Source organism: Paraburkholderia madseniana, assembly GCF_009690905.1.
Taxonomy (GTDB): domain Bacteria; phylum Pseudomonadota; class Gammaproteobacteria; order Burkholderiales; family Burkholderiaceae; genus Paraburkholderia; species Paraburkholderia madseniana.
Genome location: NZ_VOSW01000008.1, coordinates 18663 through 39180 on the forward strand (window position 1 = coordinate 18663; position 20518 = coordinate 39180).

Annotated in this window: 15 protein-coding genes; 10 read left to right on the forward strand and 5 right to left on the reverse strand. The window is 63.0% G+C overall.

Features of this window, described 5'->3' with window-relative positions:
* Positions 1 to 11 precede the first annotated feature (11 nt).
* The 3 genes from FSO04_RS06100 to FSO04_RS06110 all read right to left on the reverse strand — a co-directional run bounded on the left by FSO04_RS06100 (position 12) and on the right by FSO04_RS06110 (position 3367).
* Positions 12 to 950: a LysR family transcriptional regulator gene (locus FSO04_RS06100; protein WP_154558830.1), complete on the reverse strand. Its 939-nt coding sequence runs from the start codon at positions 948 to 950 to the stop codon at positions 12 to 14.
* A 215-nt stretch (positions 951 to 1165) separates the two neighbouring features.
* A complete protein-coding gene (locus FSO04_RS06105; RefSeq protein WP_154558831.1) occupies positions 1166 to 2254 on the reverse strand; it encodes a porin in 1089 nt (362 codons plus the stop codon).
* Between the two features lie 564 nt (positions 2255 to 2818).
* Positions 2819 to 3367, reverse strand: coding sequence for a hypothetical protein (locus FSO04_RS06110; RefSeq protein ID WP_168435589.1), 549 nt, complete (start codon positions 3365 to 3367; stop codon positions 2819 to 2821).
* A gap of 552 nt (positions 3368 to 3919) precedes the next feature.
* Between FSO04_RS06110 and FSO04_RS06115 the strand changes: the two genes are divergently transcribed.
* The 9 genes from FSO04_RS06115 to FSO04_RS06155 all read left to right on the forward strand — a co-directional run bounded on the left by FSO04_RS06115 (position 3920) and on the right by FSO04_RS06155 (position 16273).
* Positions 3920 to 4948, forward strand: coding sequence for a bile acid:sodium symporter family protein (locus tag FSO04_RS06115; RefSeq protein WP_154558833.1), 1029 nt, complete (start codon positions 3920 to 3922; stop codon positions 4946 to 4948).
* Positions 4949 to 5224: 276 nt separating this feature from the next.
* Positions 5225 to 7078, forward strand: a complete 1854-nt coding sequence (locus FSO04_RS06120; RefSeq protein ID WP_154558834.1) for an EAL domain-containing protein — start codon at positions 5225 to 5227, stop codon at positions 7076 to 7078.
* Positions 7079 to 7312: 234 nt separating this feature from the next.
* Positions 7313 to 8299, forward strand: a complete 987-nt coding sequence (locus FSO04_RS06125) for a LacI family DNA-binding transcriptional regulator (RefSeq protein WP_154558835.1) — start codon at positions 7313 to 7315, stop codon at positions 8297 to 8299.
* A complete protein-coding gene (locus FSO04_RS06130; protein WP_154558836.1) occupies positions 8296 to 9570 on the forward strand; it encodes an AGE family epimerase/isomerase in 1275 nt (424 codons plus the stop codon). Before FSO04_RS06125 ends, FSO04_RS06130 begins: the two co-directional genes overlap by 4 nt.
* 5 nt (positions 9571 to 9575) lie before the next feature.
* Entirely contained in the window at positions 9576 to 10493 is a 918-nt protein-coding gene (locus FSO04_RS06135) for a carbohydrate kinase family protein (protein WP_154558837.1), read from the forward strand.
* 134 nt (positions 10494 to 10627) lie between these two features.
* Positions 10628 to 10858, forward strand: coding sequence for a hypothetical protein (locus tag FSO04_RS06140; protein ID WP_154558838.1), 231 nt, complete (start codon positions 10628 to 10630; stop codon positions 10856 to 10858).
* Positions 10859 to 10919: 61 nt separating this feature from the next.
* Positions 10920 to 11165 carry a hypothetical protein gene (locus tag FSO04_RS06145; RefSeq protein ID WP_074285658.1) on the forward strand — a complete coding sequence of 82 codons (246 nt, stop codon included), beginning with the start codon at positions 10920 to 10922 and terminating at the stop codon, positions 11163 to 11165.
* Positions 11166 to 11432: 267 nt separating this feature from the next.
* A complete protein-coding gene (locus FSO04_RS06150; protein WP_154558839.1) occupies positions 11433 to 12404 on the forward strand; it encodes an ion channel in 972 nt (323 codons plus the stop codon).
* A 281-nt stretch (positions 12405 to 12685) separates the two neighbouring features.
* Positions 12686 to 16273 carry an indolepyruvate ferredoxin oxidoreductase family protein gene (locus tag FSO04_RS06155; protein ID WP_154558840.1) on the forward strand — a complete coding sequence of 1196 codons (3588 nt, stop codon included), beginning with the start codon at positions 12686 to 12688 and terminating at the stop codon, positions 16271 to 16273.
* A 121-nt stretch (positions 16274 to 16394) separates the two neighbouring features.
* Here the strand turns inward: FSO04_RS06155 and FSO04_RS06160 are convergent, their stop codons facing one another.
* Positions 16395 to 17096, reverse strand: coding sequence for a copper homeostasis protein CutC (locus FSO04_RS06160; RefSeq protein ID WP_154558841.1), 702 nt, complete (start codon positions 17094 to 17096; stop codon positions 16395 to 16397).
* Positions 17097 to 17207: 111 nt separating this feature from the next.
* Positions 17208 to 18476, reverse strand: coding sequence for a sensor domain-containing phosphodiesterase (locus tag FSO04_RS06165; protein WP_154558842.1), 1269 nt, complete (start codon positions 18474 to 18476; stop codon positions 17208 to 17210).
* 383 nt (positions 18477 to 18859) lie between these two features.
* On the opposite strand from FSO04_RS06165, the gene FSO04_RS06170 reads away from it, so the two are divergent.
* Positions 18860 to 20515: a Na+/H+ antiporter gene (locus FSO04_RS06170; protein WP_154558843.1), complete on the forward strand. Its 1656-nt coding sequence runs from the start codon at positions 18860 to 18862 to the stop codon at positions 20513 to 20515.
* Positions 20516 to 20518: the final 3 nt, after the last annotated feature.

The window sequence follows — 20518 nt, forward strand, 5'->3', positions numbered from 1 at the left end:
GACCGGGCCGCCTACCGCACCGCGAGCGCCTTGATCTGCTCGAGCGAAGGCCACAGCGATTCGTTCGCGAACCGCTCGGCCAGGAAGTCGACAAACGAACGCACCTTGGCCGACAGATGCCTGCGGCTCGCGTACACGACGTGGATCGGCAACTCGCGTGGGGGCACGTCGTCCACCAGCAGCGGCACCAGACGCCCCGTGGCCAGATCGTCGCCGATCACCTCGGTGCCGAGCATCGCGATACCCGCGCCTTGCAGCACGATCACGCGCTGCGCTTCCAGGTGGTTGACGATCAGGTTGCCGGTGAGGCGCACGCGCGGCGTGCCGTTGCCGGTCGCGGTCGCGACTTCCAGGGGAGCCACGCCCGCGTATTGCAGATAGTTGTGACGCGCCAGATCGGCGACGGTCTTTGGCGTGCCGTGCCGGCGCAGATAGGCCGGCGATGCGCACAGCACGAGATGGGCGGTCGCAATCTGACGCGCGATCAGCGAAGACGACTTCAGCCCGCTCGGTGAAGCCCGGATCGCGACGTCGAAGCCTTCGTCGATCAGTTCGACCACGCGGTCGGACAAGGTCATGTCGACGGTGACCTGCGGATACTGCGCGGCGTAGTCGGCCACCGCGGCCATCACATGGCTCAAGCCGAATGCCGACAGCGACGACACCCGCAAGCGCCCTTGTGGCACGACGCTCGCCGCGCCCACCACCTGCTCGGCTTCTTCGAGTTCGCTGAGCACCTGGCTCAAGCGCTCGTAGTATTCGCGACCCGCCTCGGTCGGCGCGACCCGGCGCGTCGTGCGGTTCAGCAAACGCGCGCCGAGTTGCTGCTCGAGGTGCATCACGTGCTTGCTCGCCATTGCCGCCGACATCTCCATCCGCTCGGCCGCGCCGACAAAGCTGCCGACTTCGACCACATGGCGAAACACTTTCATGCTGACAAGGGTATCCATCTCAATCGCTCGTCTCAGGAATCAATCGATGCCATTTTGCCGGGTTTATCAAAGACTGGGCGGCAAATCGGATGGACGGGGGCGCGAAAAACGGACGCCAGAAGCAGTAAAGCCCACCTTCCGGAGAAGGTGGGCTTTACAGGTATTGCCTGGTTCGGCAGGGTTGGCATCGCGCGGTACCTGCTCGCAGGCGCCGCATGCTTTACCCCAGAGGCTTAGAACTTCGCGCGCAGGCCGACGCCGTACGTGTTGCCGCTCGACTGGCTGGTAATCTTGTCGTACATATAAGCCGCGTAGATATCCGTGCGCTTGGACAGCGGATAGTCGTAGCCGACTGCAGCCGTCTGGCGGGTCTGGTCGAAGCCGCCGCCGTCGCGCGAATAGGCGTACGACGCCATCACCGTGCCCGGGCCGGCCGGCACGGACACGCCGCCCTGCGCCGTATTCACGTGCCAGCTCGAGATGGTTTGCTGGTTATACGTGTACATGTACTGCCCAAAGAACTTCACGAACTTCATGTCGTACGAGACGCCGGCTTGCGCCACGCTCTGGCTCTTCAGACCCGGAACACCCGACGTATTGAAGCTGCCGAGGTCGACCGGCACGTTGTTGAAGTTCACGTACTGGTACACGGCGGTCGCCGCGAACGGGCCGTGGAAATACAGTACCTGGCCGCTCCACTTCTTCGCGCTGTTCTGACCGGCCGTGTTGCCGAGCGCGTACATCGCCGTCGCGGACAGGCCGTTGAAGTTCGGCGACGAGTACGACACCGCGTTGTTCCAGCCCGAATCGCCTGTCACGCCCTGATCCGTCGAGTACGTCGGGAACGTGCCCAGCCCGAGGTACACGTGGGTCACCATCGGCGAGAACACGTACGAGTCGATGAACGGGTTGAACAGAATCGTCGACACGAACAGCGGCGTGGTCAGACGGCCTGCCGTCACCGTGCCGTACGGCGATTCGATACCGACGTACGCGTTACGCGAGAACGTCGTGTCGCCCTGGAAGCGGCCGAACTGGCCGTTCTGCGCACGGAAGAAGCCTTCTAACGTGAAGATCGCCTTGTAGCCGTTGCCCAGATCCTCAGCCCCCTTCAAGCCCCAGTACGACGTCGACATGCCGCCACCGGACACCTGGACCGCCGTCTTGCCGCCCGGGAATTTCTGCGCGCCGACCCATTCGTCGACCTGACCGTAGAGTTGTACGCTCGATTGCGCAAAAGCAGACGATGCACTGGCCAGCAGGGCGGCACACGCGGTTACCTTGAGGGTGGTCTTCAGCGCACTGCTGATGCTTGTTTTCATGGATTCTCCTGTCTTTGTCAAAAAAGGTGTAGCTGTGCGAAAGGGGAAGCTCGCGCGAATGATTGTTGTTGTCCGTTCGATCATCGAGCCAATCTGGGCGGGACCATCTTTGCGGACCATTTTTATGGACAAAAATATCGTGGGTTATTGCGGGTATAGCGATCTGATTAGTTTTGCCACTTATCGGCCTGATAAAGCGGTTGCCGTGTACGTCGTCACTGCATCGCCGCGGACTTTGCGGTTCCGCGCAAAGCGTTACTGACATTGCGCCCGACTGGGTGATAACGGTTCAAATGACATGCGGATGACGCGCCGCGGCGAAAACGATCAAATTTGACGACGGGAGACGATTTGCTGCCGAATGTTTTCAAAAAAGTGTGGTGTCGAAACGTCACATTGACAGGGGCTTTTTGGACGGCAGCGACGCGCAATACCACAGCAACCGGTTTGAAAGCCGGAAAAGCGGATTCGGCGAAGCATAGGAGGGAAAATCGGTGAGACGAGAGGTACGACGAGGAGCGGCGTTAGACCGCATTGCGCGGGAGCAAGACTCCCATGCTGCCGTTAGTTACGGTACGGCGAACCTTCCTGCTGACGCGGGTCGTCCCCTTGCCGCTGCACTGCACGCGGGGCGCCGCGCTCTTCGTTGTAGCGGGCGACATCGGCGCGAATCGAACCGGCGCGAACCGGCGCGTTGGGCGGCGGACGCGGCACCGCGCGCGATTCAGCGCTGACAGGCGTGATAGCGCCGGCGTACTGCATGCCGCCGCGGCTGTCGTTAGGATATCCGCCCGGCCCGGTGACACGATGCATGCCGGGGTTGTAGCCGCCAAAGCCGTTGGCGTAGTTGCCGGGGGCGAAGTTCGAACCGCCACGCGGCGAGTGCGCGTTGCTCTCGGCCATGTTGTTGCGAGCCGGTCTCGCATTGGCGGCGCCATAGTAATAGCCACCGTTGCGCGCATCACCGCGCATTGCGTGACCCGTGGCGGCATGCGAATAACCGCCACCACCGGCGCCGTGCGGTACGCCAGGCACTTTTGCATAGGCGAACGAGCACAGCGCAGTGATAACCGCGCCCAACGCCCAGTGCTTCGTTCTCGACAACCCGTCCACCAAGTGACTCACATGCCCGAAGACCTGCCTGAAGCCCACCGTTCGAGCTGCGATGGACTTGTTCTGGGACCGGCACGAGCGCTGCGTATCTGTCGCGGCGCGGGGCATCCCGATGGCCTTTGAGCGTAATTTATGGGTGTCGGCAAAGGGTGTCGAGCCAAAAAGTGTTAGGCCTCGACCGCTGTTGTAACACCTTGTTACTGCGACGTTTTTCCGCGACAGTGTCCTTGCGCGAAAGCCTTGAAACAGCTTGCTCGAGCGGCCTTTGCAAGATCCGCTGAGGGTCCTGAGTATGACGAATCCAAGCCGGTTTTTTGCCGGATTGTCAAAACGCCAGTGGACCAAACAGATACGGTCACCAATACTGGAACTGCCCGCCGGCCCGGGCATGAGACCGCCGAGGCAACGATCTGATGCGCGATGCTCATTAATCGATTCGGTAAATGAATTTGCATATTCAATCGATTTTCAACAACAATAGGCGTTTCCCATAGCCTGAGGCAGGCACATTCGCGCGCCCTGCTTTCCGCATCACCGAATCGAGATTCCGCCATGGCTCGCCCGAAACTGCTTCCCGACAATTTCACCTTGTGCCTCGTGGGCACCGTGATCCTTGCCAGCTTCCTGCCGGTTCACGGGCAGGCCGCCGTCGGGTTCAACTGGGTGACGAACGTTGCGGTCGGCCTGCTGTTTTTCCTGCACGGCGCCAAGCTCTCACGCGAAGCGATCGTTGCGGGCGCGACGCACTGGCGTTTGCATCTGCTAGTGCTGCTCAGCACGTTCGCGCTGTTTCCGCTGCTCGGCCTCGCGCTTAAACCGCTCCTTTCGCCACTTGTCACGCCGGCGCTCTACGCGGGGGTCCTCTTCCTCTGCACGCTGCCGTCGACGGTTCAATCGTCGATCGCGTTCACGTCCATTGCCAAAGGCAACGTGCCGGCGGCCGTATGCAGCGCGTCGGCCTCGAGCCTCTTGGGCATCTTCATCACCCCCGCCCTCGTCAGCCTCGTCGTCACCAATCAGGCTGCGAGCGGCGGCACCTCGCCGTGGCATACGGTGGGCAACATCGTTTTGCAACTGCTGGTGCCGTTCGTGGCCGGGCAGTTGCTGCGCCCGTTGATCGGCAAGTGGATCGAGCGCAATCGCGGCGTGCTGAAGTTCGTCGACCAGGGCTCGATCCTGCTGGTGGTGTACGGCGCGTTCAGCGAAGCCGTTGACGAAGGCCTCTGGCATCAGATCCCGCTGTCCGCACTTGGCGGCCTGCTGTTGATCAGCGTGGTACTGCTCGCACTCGCGCTGGCCGCGACGATCGTGGTCAGCAAGCGGCTCGGCTTCAACCGCGCCGACCAGATCACGATCATCTTCTGCGGTTCGAAGAAAAGCCTCGCCGCCGGCGTACCGATGGCCAAAGTGATTTTCGCCTCGCATGCGGTGGGCGCCGTGGTCTTGCCCCTGATGCTGTTCCACCAGATCCAGCTCATGGTGTGCGCCGCGCTCGCGCAGCGCTGGGGGGCTCGCGACACCAGCGGCGAAACCCGCGCGGCTCCGCGCGAGCGGCCCGCCGCCGCTGTCGCGCGACGTTGAATACGCGCGCAATGCAAACAGGACATTCATAAGCGCCCTCCCTGAGCGTCATTTGAAGAAAGCCGCCTCGTGCGGCTTTTTTGTTATTTCACGCTCAAACGCCGCCGCTGTCGCCTCAGCCGGATGGCATAGGCAAAGTCCTGGTCGTGGCACAACCGTCGCCAGCTGGCCCAAGGCCGCGACGCACCACCTCGGTGCAACGCGTCACTGAAACTTCACTTAACTCCAGGCTGAATGGGTCGATAAGACGAAGGTCGATCGCTACGCCTAACTGCCATGCAACCTCGTTCGCCCTCCCGATCCGCTACGCCGCGTATCGAGGAGTTGATCGCCCGGCGTGACTTGTCCGCCGTATTCCAGCCGATCATCGATTTCGACGACGGCGCGATCCTCGGCTACGAAGGTCTGATCCGTGGCCCCGCCGGCACACCGCTCGAAACGCCGTTCGCCCTGTTTTCGCAAGCGCTCGCCGAGGGCTGCGCGCTTGAACTCGAGCAGGCCGCCGCGCGCACCTGCATCAACGCGTTCGCGAAGCTCGATTTCGACGGCAAGCTGTTTCTCAATTTCAGCGCGGGAGCAATCCGTCAGTTGGCCGACGCGCACGACGACACGCTCGCGCTGCTGCGTCGTCGCGGTGTCGATCCGCAACGGATCGTGATCGAGTTGACCGAGCAAAGCACGATTCTGGATGTCGCCAGCTTCCTGCCGGTGATTTCGACGTTGCGCACGGCCGGCGCGCAGTTCGCGCTCGACGATTACGGCACCGCGAACGCCAGCATGAATCTTTGGGTGCGCCTGCAACCGGACGTCGTGAAGATCGACCGCTTCTTCATCCACGGCATCTCCAGCGACTCGCTGAAATTCGAAGCCGTGCGCGCGATGCAGCACTTCGCCAACGCAAGCGGCGCGCGGCTGGTGGCCGAAGGCATCGAAGACGAAGCAGATCTGATCGTGGTGCGCGACATGGGGATCGGCTGCGGGCAGGGGTTTTTCTTCGGCCGGCCGCATGCCCAGCCGGCCAGTAGCGTCACCGACGACGCCCGCGACGCACTGCGCGCCGGTCACATCGCCGTATTCCCGGAGACCACGCGCACAGCGAGCAGCGCGTCGCCGTCGGGCGGCATGGCATCGGCGAAGATGATGGTGCATGCGCCCGCGCTGCCGCGCCACGCGACCAACAACGACGTGCTCGAACTGTTCAACCGCCTGCCCGATCTGCATGCGGTAGCGGTGGTCGAACACGACGAGCCGGTTGCGCTCATCAACCGCCGCAGCTTTATGGACCGCTACGCGCTGCCTTACCACCGCGAGCTGTTCGGCAAGCGGCCATGCCTGCAGTTTGCGAACGCGTCGCCGGTGATCATCGAGCAATCGATGACCGTCGAACAGATGGCCAAACTTCTTGCAAGCGACGATCAGCGTTATCTCGCCGACGGCTTCGTCATCACCGACAACCACGGCAGATACGCCGGTCTCGGCACCGGCGAGAAGCTGGTGCGCGCGGTGACCGAGGTGCGCATCGAAGCCGCGCGCTATGCGAACCCACTGACCTTCTTACCGGGCAACATCCCGATCAGCTCGCACATCGCCCGCCTGTTGGGCAACGACGCGGGCTTCTACGCGTGCTACGTCGACCTGAACCACTTCAAGCCCTTCAACGATCAGTACGGCTACTGGCAAGGTGACGAGGTGTTGAAATTCGCTGCCGCCGTACTCGCCGACGTCTGCGACCCGACCCGCGATTTCCTGGGTCACGTCGGCGGCGACGACTTTCTGATCCTGTTCCAGAGCGAGGACTGGCAGGAGCGCGTACTGCGCGCGATTCACCTGTTCAACGAAGGCGCGCAGCGCTTCTACGCGCCCACCGACCGGCTGGCCGGCGGCATCCACGGTGAAGACCGGCGCGGCAATCCGACCTTCTTCAGCTTCGTGACGATGGCCATCGGCTGCGTGCGCGTCGAGTCGGACGGCGGGCCGTCGTTTTACAGCAGCGAGGAAATCGCGTCCGTCGCGGCGCTGGCGAAGCGGCGCGCGAAGCACGAGACGAGCGGCTTCGTGCTGATCGACGCGGATGAGAGCGTGGTGCTGTTACGCGGACAGGCCGACATGGCGGCGATGGCCGTCGACTGAGTGCGCTGGCGCGCCCACGCCCACGCCAAAGCCAAGCCACGCCCACGCCCACGCCCACGCCCACGCCTTGTTTAGTTTATTTTACTAAACAACATAAATCAGGCCAGCAGCACTGTCTACGGGTATTTCCGGGTACGGATCACACGTTCACGAGGCTGTTTTAGCCACGTTTTACTATACAATCGGCCGAACCCAAACACCGTGCGGCCGCCCCACTTGCGGCCGCTTCATTCGATGGCCACAACCATCCGCGACGTCGCCCGCGCGGCCAGCGTGTCGATCGGCACCGTCTCACGCGCATTGAAGAATCAGCCCGGCCTTTCCGAGGCCACCCGCGAACGCGTGGTCGAAGCGGCGCGGCAGCTCGGCTATGACGCCGCCCAGTTGCGGCCGCGCATCCGCCGTCTCACCTTTCTGTTGCACCGTCAGCACAACAATTTCGCCGTCAGCCCGTTCTTTTCGCACGTGCTGCATGGCGTGGAAGACGCGTGCCGCGAACGCGGCATCGTGCCTTCCGTGCTGACCGCCGGTCCGACCGAAGACGTGATCCAGCAGATGCGTCTGCATGCGCCGGACGCGGTAGCGATCGCCGGTTTCGTGGAGCCCGAAACGCTGACCACACTGGTGGCGATGCAACGCCCGCTCGTGTTGATCGACCTGTGGGCGCCCGGCCTGCGCTCGGTGAACCTCGACAACGCCGCGGGCGCCACGCTCGCCATGCGGCATCTGTTCGAACAGCAGCGCAAGCGCGTCGCGTTCATCGGCGGCTCGCTCGCGCACTTCAGCATCGCCCAGCGCGCGCTCGGTTACAGGCGCGCGTTTTTCGAAGCGGGCTTGTTGTTCGACCCATCGCTGGAACTCACGATCGACGCAGGCCTCGATCCCGACACCGGCGCTGCACGCGCGATGCACCAGTTGCTCGACGCACCCGGCCCGCGGCCCGACGCCGTATTCGCCTACAACGACGCCGCAGCGCTCGCCGCGCTGCGTGCGTGCCTCGCGCGCGGCATCCGCGTGCCCGAGGATATTGCCATCATCGGCTTCGACGACATTCCCGCCGCCGCGCATGCCACGCCGCCCTTGTCGACCATTTCGGTCGACAAGGAAGCGCTCGGCCGACGCGGCGTCGAGTTGCTGCTTGAAGATACACCCGCTGAACTCGAAGTCCGCTTGCCCGTCCATCTCATTGCCCGTGCCAGTACTTTGGTAAAAACGCCATGACGCAATCCGATCCGCTTCACCCCGCCAACGGCGCCGCCGCGCCGCCGCCCGTCGACAGCTTTCGCAGCCGCGATTTTCTCCTCGCTCATGTGCAGGACACGTTGCACTTTTACGCGCCGAACGTGCTCGATCCGAGCGGCGGCTTCTTCCATTTCTTCCGCGACGACGGCTCCGTCTACGACAAGACCACGCGGCATCTGGTGAGCACGTGCCGCTACATCTACAACTACGCGATGGCGTATCGTCAGTTCGGCGACCCACAGCATCTCGAGTACGCGCGCCACGGTTTGCGCTTCCTGCGCGAAGCGCATTGGGACGCCGAACACGAAGGCTACGACTGGGAGCTCGAATGGCGCGACGGCAAGAAACACACGCTCGACGCAACGCGCCACTGCTACGGCCTCGCATTCGTGCTGCTCGCGTATTCGCATGCGGCGATGGCCGGCATCGAGGAAGCCAGGCCGATGATCGGCGCGACCTTCGAGTTGATGGAACATCGCTTCTGGGACGCCGCCGCCGGCCTCTATGCTGACGAGGCGACACCCGACTGGCGCGTCAGTTCGTACCGCGGCCAGAACGCGAACATGCACACCACCGAGGCGCTGCTGACAGCGCACGAGGCGACCGGGCACCTCGTCTATCTCGACCGTGCGGAACGGGTGGCGTCGAACATCACGCTGCGCCAGGCGAAGCTCTCGCAAGGACTCGTGTGGGAGCACTTTCACGCGGACTGGTCGGTCGACTGGCATTACAACGAGGAAGACAGCTCGAACATCTTCCGTCCGTGGGGCTTCCAGCCTGGGCACCAGACCGAGTGGGCCAAGCTGCTGCTGATTCTCGAGCGCTATCGTCCGTTGCCGTGGCTGCTGCCGCGCGCGATTGAGCTATTCGACGCCGCGATGACCCACGCCTGGGACGAAGACCACGGTGGCCTCTATTACGGCTTCGGCCCGGACGGCACCGTGTGCGATCACGACAAGTATTTCTGGGTTCAGGCGGAGACGTTCGCGACCGCGGCGCTGCTCGCCAAGCGCACCGGCAACGAGCGTTTCTGGGACTGGTACGACGAGATCTGGCGCTATAGCTGGGCGCATTTCGTCGATCACAAGTACGGCGCGTGGTACCGCATCCTCACGTGCGACAACCGTAAGTACAGCGACGAAAAGAGTCCCGCCGGCAAGACCGACTATCACACGATGGGCGCGTGCTACGAGGTGCTGGCGCACGCACTGCCTGACGGCGCGGCCGCTGCGTCCGAATCCGCGGAGTAAGCAAAATGAGCAACTTGAGCGCAAACACCGAATTCCCCTTCTTCGTCTCGGCCGGCGACATCCTCACCGATCTCGTGCGGACCGGCGCCTCGCAATGGCTCTCGCGTCCTGGCGGCGCCGGCTGGAACGTCGCGCGCTGCGTGGCGCGGCTCGGTTTGCCGACGGCGTGTGCCGGCTCACTGGGCGTCGATAACTTCTCCGATGAGTTGTGGAACGCGAGCATTGCCGCGGGACTCGATATGCGTTTCATGCAGCGCGTGGAGCGCCCGCCTCTGCTGGCGATCGTTCATCAGACGCATCCGCCGGCGTACTTTTTCATGGGTGAGAACGGCGCGGATCTGGCGTTCGATCCGACGCGCTTGCCGGCTGGCTGGATCGGGCAGGTGAAGTGGGCGCATTTTGGTTGCATCAGCCTGGTGCGTCAGCCGCTTGGCGACACGCTTGCCGCGCTGGCCGCCGAGTTGCGCTCGCGCGGCGTGAAGATCAGTTTCGATCCGAATTACCGCAATCTGATGGAGCATGGCTACGAGCCCACGTTGCGGAAGATGGCCGCGCTGGCTGATCTGATCAAGGTGTCGGACGAAGATTTGCGCATGCTGTTCAAGACGGACGACGAGGCCGGCGCGCTTGTCCAGTTGCGGGCGATGAATCCTGCAGCCACCGTGCTGGTTACGCGTGGGCCAGAGACGTCCATGTTGATCGACGGCGCGATGGTTGTAGAGGCCCGGCCACCACGAGTGGAAGTTATCGATACGGTTGGAGCGGGGGATGCCTCGATTGGCGGTCTGCTGTTCAGCTTGATGACCGCACCGCAGCGAGCGTGGCCGGAGCACCTGGCCTTTTCTCTGGCCGCCGGCGCCGCGGCGTGCCGCCATGCTGGCGCGCATGCACCTTCTTTGGATGAGGTTGTGGCGCTGCTGTAGTTTTTTTGCCTTGTGCGGCGCGTATTGTTGTCGACATCGGTTGCCAACAATACGCGCCGCGTAGCCGAAAAACCGAAGCCCGGTCATCGTGCTAGGATGAAAAAACCCAACCCTTTGGAAGAAGGAGCGTCGCCATGGATGACATCACCTACACCAAAGGTATCTACACGGCCACCGCCTCGATAAGAGAAGTACAAAGCGACACGTGGCAGGGCATCGTTACGCTTTCCCGCGACGAGGGCGAAGCAAGCACCGACCAGGAGACCACGGTCTACGAAGTCGAAGCCACTTCGTCCACGCCCGAGGAAGCCCTCGAGGAAGCCAAGGCGCTCGCGCACCGCATCCTCGGGGAAATCGAACTCTAGGCAACCCGGCGCTGCGTCCATCGCACAGCGCCGCTTCTAAATCAACCGGCTGGAGGCGATCATGGCTGAACAGCTCTTCCTCTACGGCGTGTACTCGATTCACGTCCGCCCTCTCGAACTCAACGGCGCACGCTGGGACGCGGAATACGAAATCCGGCATCGCGAGAAAGCCGTCAAGCCGTGGACCACCGTCGGCGGCGACAACGGCTACGCGGACGAAGCCGAAGCTATCGCAGCAGCGCACCAGCAAGGCGTCGACGACATCGAACACGGCGCCGGCATTCCAAAACCGAGGGCGTTTCCGTAGACCTTCAGCGGGCGCATTGGTAGAGGCGTGTGCGTCAAGCGAGCGGAATCGCCGCATCTCCCGCACGCTCGCCCAAAGTACCGCAGGCGGGTGTTGGAAGCGCCGCCTCGGCGCCCGGGCAACACGCCGTCGATGTGCTACCTCGACGTCTGTGCAACCTGCCGTTGAGGCACGCTCTCCAACGTCCCTTCAGCGCGCCGACAATCCCCCTCCGCGCGCTAACCGGCGTGCTACGCTTTACGCGTTCTTCCTCTCCACGGGCACGCGATGGCGACCGAATCACCAGACCATCTTTCCAGCATCGGCGACGACGAAACGCGTGCGCAGAAACCTCGTACGCGCGGCAGCCGGGAATTGCGCCTGGATGATCGCGTCGTTATCGCGCACGGCATGCCGACGCCGCTCTGGCAGGATCTCTATCACCGCGCACTCATGGTCCGCTGGCCGACGTTTTTCGTCTCGCTCGGGGTCTTGTTCCTGCTGCTCAACACCGTGTTTGCCGCGCTCTACATGCTCGGCAACGCACCGATCGCCAATCAGTTTCCGGCAGGCTTCAGCGGCGCGTTTTTCTTCAGCGTCGAAACGCTCGCGACGGTCGGCTACGGCGACATGCACCCGCAAACGGTTTACGCCCACTGGATCGCAACACTGGAGATCTTTGTCGGCATGTCCAGCATCGCGTTGGCGACCGGGCTGATCTTCGCGCGCTTCTCACGTCCGCACGCCAAGATCATGTTCGCCCGCTACGCGGTCGTATGGCCGTACGAGGGCCGCATGACGCTGATGGTGCGTGCCGCCAACGCGCGTCAAAACGTGATCGCCGAAGCGCGGGCGAAACTCCGCCTCATGCGACTGGAAACCTCCACCGAAGGTTATACGCTGCGCAAGCTCTACGACTTGACGTTGGTGCGCGACCAGCATCCCGTGTTCAAACTGGGCTGGGTCATGATGCACGTCATCGACGAAAGCAGTCCGCTATTTGGCGAGACCGCCGAAACGCTCAAGGGCCATGATGCGTCGCTGTGGCTCACGCTCGAAGGGGTCGACGAATCGACCTCGCAGACCATGCAGGCGCGCCATATGTGGCGTTGTGAGCAGATCCGCTGGCAACACCGTTTCGCCGACATCATGCGTGACGAGGGCGGCGTGAGTCACATCGATTACTCGCATTTCGACGAGGTCGTGCCGCTCGATTCAGCACCTGTCTCCGCGCCTATGGCGAAGGCGCCCGCGCCGTAAAAACAGGACTGAAACGCACCAGGGCATACCCGAACCCGTCCGCCACGTGGCAGATCCATCTCAAAACTTCATTAAAACGCGCGAGCCGTCGCGCTGTTTCGCTGAACGCGTCGCCAAGTAGAAAAAAATCACTCCAATTGGCGCTAAAAAATAGAGTCTCTTTCGCCGCACCGCCTTTTGTGGCCCCCACCCCACGGCGCGCGGATGCAAACCGCAATTAATTGCATGGGATCGGAGTAAGCGCTAAAGCGCCAACTCCGATCGACATAGGAGACTCACCCATGACCGCTCGCCTGCCCATCGACGGCACGCCCGCTCTCGCCGACTACAAGCTGTCCGATAACCTCACCGCCACGCGCGGCCGGATCTTCCTGACCGGTACGCAGGCGCTGGTGCGCCTCGCGCTGATGCAACGCGCAGTCGACCGCGCGCAGGGCCTGAACACCGCCGGCTTCATCAGCGGCTATCGTGGCTCGCCGCTCGGCATGGTCGACCAGCAGTTGTGGAAAGCGAAGAAACTGCTCACGGCGAGTGATATTCGCTTTTTGCCGGCGATCAACGAAGAACTGGGCGGCACCGCGGTGCTCGGTACGCAGCGGGTGGAATCGGACCCGGAGCGCACCGTCGAAGGCGTATTCGCGATGTGGTACGGCAAAGGCCCCGGCGTGGATCGCGCGGGCGATGCGCTGAAGCACGGCAACGCGTACGGCTCGTCGCCGCACGGCGGCGTGCTGGTGGTGGCGGGCGATGATCACGGCTGCGTGTCGTCGTCGATGCCGCATCAGAGCGACTTCGCGTTGATGGCATGGCATATGCCGGTGGTGAATCCGTCGAACATTGCCGACATGCTCGAGTTCGGCCTGTACGGCTGGGCGCTGTCGCGTTTCTCGGGTGCGTGGGTCGGCTACAAGGCGATCTCGGAAACGGTCGAATCCGGTTCGACGGTCGACCTCGATGCGTTGCAAACCGAATGGACGGTTCCGCAGGATTTCGAATCACCCGCCGGCGGCTTGCATAACCGTTGGCCCGATCTGCCGAGTCTCACGATCGAAGCGCGGATGCACGCGAAGCTCGACGCGGTCCGTCATTTCGCGCGCACCAACAGCATCGACAAATGGATCGCGCCGAGTCCGCATGCGAACGTCGGCATCGTCACGTGCGGCAAGGCGCATCTGGACTTGATGGAAACGCTGCGCCGGCTCGATCTGACGGTCGCCGATCTGGAAGCGGCCGGCGTGCGCATTTACAAGGTCGGCTTGTCGTTCCCGCTGGAGATGACGCGCATCGACGCGTTCGTGTCCGGTTTGTCCGAAGTGCTGGTGATCGAGGAGAAAGGCCCGGTCATCGAGCAGCAGATCAAAGACTATCTGTACAACCGCACGCAAGGCACGCGGCCGATCGTGGTCGGCAAGAACGCCGAAGACGGCACGCTGCTGCTGTCGTCGCTCGGGGAATTGCGCCCGTCGCGCATTCTGCCGGTGTTCGCGAACTGGCTCGCGAAGCACAAGCCGGCGCTCGATCGTCGCGAGCGCGTGGTCGATCTGGTGGCGCCGCAAATCCTGTCGAATGCGGCGGATAGCGTGAAACGTACGCCGTATTTCTGCTCGGGCTGCCCGCACAACACGTCGACCAAAGTGCCTGAAGGTTCGATCGCGCATGCGGGGATCGGCTGTCACTTCATGGCGTCGTGGATGGAACGCGACACTACCGGTTTGATTCAGATGGGCGGCGAAGGGGTCGATTGGGCCTCGCATTCGATGTTCACGAAAACGCGCCACGTATTCCAGAATCTCGGCGACGGCACCTACTTTCACTCCGGCATTCTCGCGATCCGCCAGGCGGTGGCCGCGAACACCACCATCACCTACAAGATCCTCTATAACGATGCCGTCGCGATGACGGGCGGCCAGCCGGTCGACGGCAGCATCTCGGTGCCGCAGATCGCGCGTCAGGTGGAAGCCGAAGGCGTGTCGCGTTTCGTCGTGGTCAGCGACGAGCCGGAGAAATACGACGGCCATCATGACCTCTTCCCAAAAGGCACGACGTTCCACCATCGCAGCGAAATGGACACGGTGCAGCGCGCGTTGCGCGATATCGACGGCGTGACCGTGCTGATCTATGACCAGACCTGTGCGGCTGAAAAACGGCGTCGCAGGAAAAAAGGTGAGTTTCCCGATCCGGACAAGCGTCTCTTCATCAACGAGGAAGTTTGCGAAGGCTGCGGCGATTGCGGCGTGCAATCGAATTGCTTGTCGGTCGAGCCGCTTGAGACAGCGTTGGGGCGTAAGCGCCGCATCGATCAATCGTCGTGCAATAAGGACTATTCCTGCGTGAACGGATTCTGCCCGAGCTTCGTCACGGTGGAAGGTGGCAAGCTGAAGAAAGCCGCGGGCGCCGCGTTCGATCCGGCCGCGCTCGCCGCGCGCGTCGACGCCTTGCCGATTCCCGCGACGCATCTCGATGCCGCGCCTTACGACATTCTGGTGACCGGTGTTGGCGGCACGGGTGTCGTGACGGTCGGCGCATTGATCAGCATGGCCGCGCATCTGGAAGGCAAGAGCGCGTCGGTGCTCGACTTCATGGGCTTCGCGCAAAAGGGCGGCTCGGTGTTGTCGTTCGTGCGCTTCGCCGCGCGCGACGAGTGGCTCAATCAGGTGCGTATCGACACGCAACAGGCCGACGTGCTGCTCGCCTGCGATATGGTGGTGGGCGCGAGTGCCGATGCCTTGCAGACGGTGCGTCATGGCCGCACGCGCATCGTAGTCAACACGCATGCGATTCCGAACGCGACCTTTGTGCAGAACCCGGACGCGACGCTGCATGCCGACGCGTTGATCGACAAGATGCGCCACGCGGCAGGCGACGATCGCATGTCGACGTGCGACGCCCAGGCGCTCGCGACGCGTTTTCTCGGCGACACCATCGGCGCGAACATTCTGATGCTCGGTTACGCCTGGCAACTTGGCCTCGTGCCCGTGTCGTTCGCCGCGATGATGCGCGCGATCGAATTGAACAACGTCGCGGTGCAGATGAATCAACTGGCGTTTTCGATCGGGCGTGTTGCTGCGGAAGACCCCGCTGCGCTCGAATCGCTGTGGCAAGCCCGGCATCTGGCGAAGCAGACGGTGCGCGTCGATACGCTCGACGAACTGATCGCGCATCGCGAGGGTCGTCTCCAAACGTACGGTGGCGCGAGTTATGTGCAGCGGTATCGCACGTTGGTCGATGCGGCACGCCGTGCCGAAACCGCGGTCGATGCAAAGGGCGAGCGCATCACGCGTGCCGTGGCGACGACGTTCTATCGTCTGCTCGCGGTGAAGGACGAATACGAAGTGGCGCGCCTGCATACGGATGCGGCCTTCCGCGAAGCACTGGAAGCGCAATTCGAAGGTGTCGCGGGCAAGGACTTCGGCATCAAGTTCAACCTCGCGCCGCCGACGCTCACGCGTCCTCAACCGGGGGTGAATCCGACCAAGAAGACCTTCGGTCAATGGATGTGGCCGGTGCTAGGCGTAATGGCGAAATTTAGCGGCTTGCGTGGCACGATGCTCGATCCGTTCGGCCGCACGCTGGAACGCAAGATGGAGCGCGAACTCGCCGGCGATTACGAAATCACGTTGCAACGCGCGTTCGCGAAGCTCAACGCCAACAATCTGGAAGACGTCGCGAAGCTGGCCGATCTGCATGCGCGTGTACGCGGTTATGGTCACGTGAAGCTGGCGAATCTGGCGGGCGTGAAGCGCGGCGAACGCGATCTCGCGGCGCGTTTGCAGATCGAAGCAGCGACCAGCGCATCGGTGAAGAAGTCGCTGGAAGAGATGAAGGGCGCCGGGCAGTTGCGCGGGATTCCGGTGGTCGTCGCGAAGTAATTCTTTCGCTCAGTGCGTAGATGAAAAATGCCGCTTCGGGTTGAACCTCGAAGCGGCGTTTTTTTGCCTGGTGGATTTGCACCGCGTTGTGCCCAATAGCGCTGATTATCTTCCTGACGAATCAGCCACGCTTTGTGTCCAGTAGCGCCCTCACCTGCGCGACTTTCGCCGCATCGACGGGCGCAAGACCGTTGCCGCCAACGCGCACACCCGAACCGAAGTGAACCGCTTGAACTTGCGTCGCGCTCACGAAGCCGCCCACTGCATCGATGGTCAAACCGGCGCCCGCCAGCACCGTGCAATGTGAGCCGGCCGCTTGCCGTACCAGCTCACTCACGATCGACTCTGCCTGCAGCACGGAAGGTTTGCCGCCCGAGGTCAGCACATTCGTCACGGCGTCGAAACCGAGCAGCACGTCGAGCGCTTTCTGCAGATCACGCGTTTCGTCGAACGCACGATGGAAGGTGATAGCCAAGCCATCCGCCGCATCGATCGCACGTGCGAGGCCTTCGCGGTCGATCTCGCCATCCGCCGTCAGCATGCCGATCACCACGCCGTTCGCGCCCGCCGCCTTGACTGCACGCACGTCGCGCAGCATCACGGCGTAGTCGTCAGTGTCGTACACGAACGAGCGGCTATGCGGTCGCACGATCACGTTGACGGGTACGGCGCTCGCGGCAACCACCGCCTCGATCAACCCAAGGCTCGGCGTCAAACCGCCCTCGCCCATCGCGGTGACGAGTTCAAGACGGTTCGCACCGGCCTGGACGGCAAGCCGGGCGTCGGCAACGGTCGTGGCGATGACTTCAAGTAGGACTGACATAAGCGCGGCTGTGGGTCGTTAAAAACGACATGATCTCAGAACCGCCGCGCGTCCCGCCAATCTAGGCCATGAGGACCGCCGCTCACCCTCCGGAGCGAAGCATCCGAACCTCTATTCTTCGACCCAATCGATATCGCCGCACAGCACGCACGTCTGATCACCCACGCGCGTCGCCACCGACAGCGTCACACACGGCAGCGCCTCGTTGATCGACAGATACGGACGCGTCACATGCACGCGTTCAGGCGCGTTGATCGCCGCACGGAAATACGGACGACGCAGCCAGTTCGCCCCTTGCGCGTCGGCAAGCGGCAAAAAGCGCGTCTCATGCGCCGCGCGATCGGCACGCAACACGACGTTGCGGCCCGCCTGCTTGCCCTTCGCATCGAGCAGAAAACAGCGCGCGGCATGGTCGAGCGCGAGGAAATTCCAGCACACTTCCTCGAGCGGTTCGCCGGCTGCGAGCCGTTCCGCGGCACGCTCAAACGCCCGCAGATACGGCGTGAGACGGCTCGCATTGCGGCGCTCGCGCGCTTCGGCCTGATCGCGATAGCGGTCGGTGACTTCGCTGATGCAAGTCGTGGCGTGCGCCGCGTCGGCCGCCCCTGGATTCGGCCGGCCGAAGAAAAACCCCTGTACGAAGTCCGCATCGCAGGCGAGCGCCATCTGCGCTTCGTGTTCCGTTTCTACACCTTCGATCAGCACCAGCTTGCCCGCTTCGTGCAGCAGCGCCACCAGCCCCGGCAGGATCGTCGCCATATCCGCACGATGCGCGGCGTGCGACAGCATGATGCGGTCGAGCTTCACGATGTCGGGATTCAACTGCCAGATCCGTTCGACGTTGGAATGGCCCGCGCCGAAATCGTCGAGCGCAATCAGGAAACCACGCTCGCGGAATTGGCGCACGGCGTCGGCGAGACGTTCGAGATCTTCGGCGCGTTGTTCGAGCACCTCAAGCACGATCCGCCGGGGCGACAGATCGAGTCGCTTGAGGTTGGCCAGCAAGGCGGCGGCGAGATACGGGTCGGTGAGCGCGCCGGGATGGACGTTCAGGAACAGCCATTCGCGCTCGGCGCCAAGTACCTTGAAGTTCTCCAGATGCAGGGTCTGGGCGAGCCGGTCGACTTGCAGCACGTCGCCCAGACGCGCCGCCTCGCCGAATACGTCAAGCGGCGACACAGGCCGGTCGAGCGCATCGTGCGCGCGCAGCAGCCCCTCGTAGCCCACTGCCCGCATATGCGACAGGCTGAAAATGGGTTGAAACACGCTGGTCAACGTCAGCTCGCCGTGCTGCACCGAAAAACGTTCAAGCCCCGACGTCACCTCGACATCGAAGCCATGCGGCGCGCTGGCCGTCCTTTCCTGTTGCGCAATCGTCATGCAATCCTCTCACGCGAGAGCCGGGCCGGTCCGAACGCGGAAGCGAACAACCTCGGCACCGTTTCTCAAAATGTGCGTCATCGATATTCCTTAAGCAAGCTCCATGCGCACGCTGGCGCACATTCGAATGAAATTTGCATGAAAGATTGCACCGATGAACGAGCCGATGCGCCGCGCGGGGGCGCAGCGCGCACCGTTAAGGTGCATTACCTTACCTGGACGCTTGCCGACCAGGCTCGCGGGACCTTGTCGGGTTAACAATGGCGTGCTGCAGCGTCGGGCTAAACTTCGGCCTTGTGCCTCACGCACGCCTCGCGATCGATACGCGGCGGCATCGTCGACGATCGCAGAGGAAGCACCGCTATATCTCCAGAAATAGACCGATGGATATTGTCTTTACCGTACTGATTCTTTTGCTCGCCGTCGCAGCATCCGGCATCGTGACGCGGATGCTGCGGGTCGCCTTGCCGCTGCCGCTGGTCCAGATCGCGATCGGCGCCTTGCTCGCATGGCCGAGGCTCGGGCTGCACGTCACCTTCGATCCGGAAATTTTCATGATGCTGTTCATTCCGCCGCTGCTGTTCGCGGATGGATGGCGAATCCCGAAGCGCGAATTGTTCATGGCGCGCCGCTCCATCCTGATGCTCGCGCTCGGCCTGGTTTTCATGACGGTGCTGGCAGTCGGCTACTTCATCCATGCGCTGGTGCCGTCGATCTCGCTGCCGGTCGCGTTCGCGCTTGCCGCGGTGCTGTCGCCGACCGATGCGGTGGCGCTGACCGGTATCGCCGGCAAGGGCAAGATTCCCGGGCGGTTGATGCATATCCTCGAAGGTGAGGCGTTGATGAACGACGCGTCGGGCCTTGTCGCGCTGAAGTTCGCGATTGCCGCGGCGCTGACGGGAGTGTTTTCGCTGCGCGACGCGTCGATCAGCTTCGTGATCATCGCGGTGGGCGGTCTCGCGACGGGCGCGGCGGTGAGCTGGCTGTTCAGCTTTGTGTCCGCGCATTTTCTGAGTCTTAACGAAGAAGGCGATCCGGCACCCGGTGTGGTGATGACGCTGCTGATTCCGTTCGCCGCGTATCTGATCGCCGAGCGCTTCGAGTTCTCGGGCATTCTTTCCGCGGTCTCGGCCGGCATGATGATGAACTACGCGAACATCGCGAACGCCGGGCCGGTGTCGTCGCGCGTGCGCGGGAACAGCACGTGGACGATGATCGAATTCGTCTTCAACGGCATGGTGTTCATTCTGTTGGGGCTGCAGTTTCCGCACATTCTCGGCCGCGCGCTGCTCGACGCGCACGAGACCAGCGATGTGGAGGTGTGGCGCTTGATCGGCTACATCGCCGCGGTGGCGGCGGCGCTCTACGCACTGCGCTTCGTGTGGGTGTGGTTGCTGCGCTGGTTCGCGAGCCGCGGCGCGGCGAAGCACGGTATGGCGAGTGCCGTGCCGGGGTTGCGCACGGTCACGGTGACGACGGTGGCCGGCGTGCGTGGCGCGGTGACGCTGGCGGGCGTGTTGTCGTTGCCCGAGGTCTTGCCGGGTGGTGCGCCGTTGCCGGGGCGGGACCTGGCGATTTTCATTGCCTCGGGCGTGATTCTGCTATCGCTGCTGGTGGCCGTCGTGGCGTTGCCGCTGTTGTTGAGCGGCTGGCGGCGGGGTAAGGATCCGCATGCGGCGGAGGAGGCGATGGCGCGCACGATGGCGGCGCAAGCCGCGATTCGCGCAGTTGACGAAGTGCACGAAAGAGACTGCGCGGATCTGGATGAGTCGGCATCGGCATACGCGGCGGATGTCACCGCGCGAGTCATGGACATTTATCGACGACGGCTCGCGACATTGGAAGACGAACAGGAGCCGCGTGAACTGGCGCGCCGTGCCGATGCGCTGGAATTCCGGATGAAGTTGGCGGCGATGCGAGCCGAGCGGAAGGTGCTGCTTGCGCTGCGCAATAGTCAGGAAATCAATGACGAGACTTTGAACAAGCTCATGCGCGAGGTGGATCTATCGGAGACGGCGCTGACCGTGCGGAAGCGATAGAGG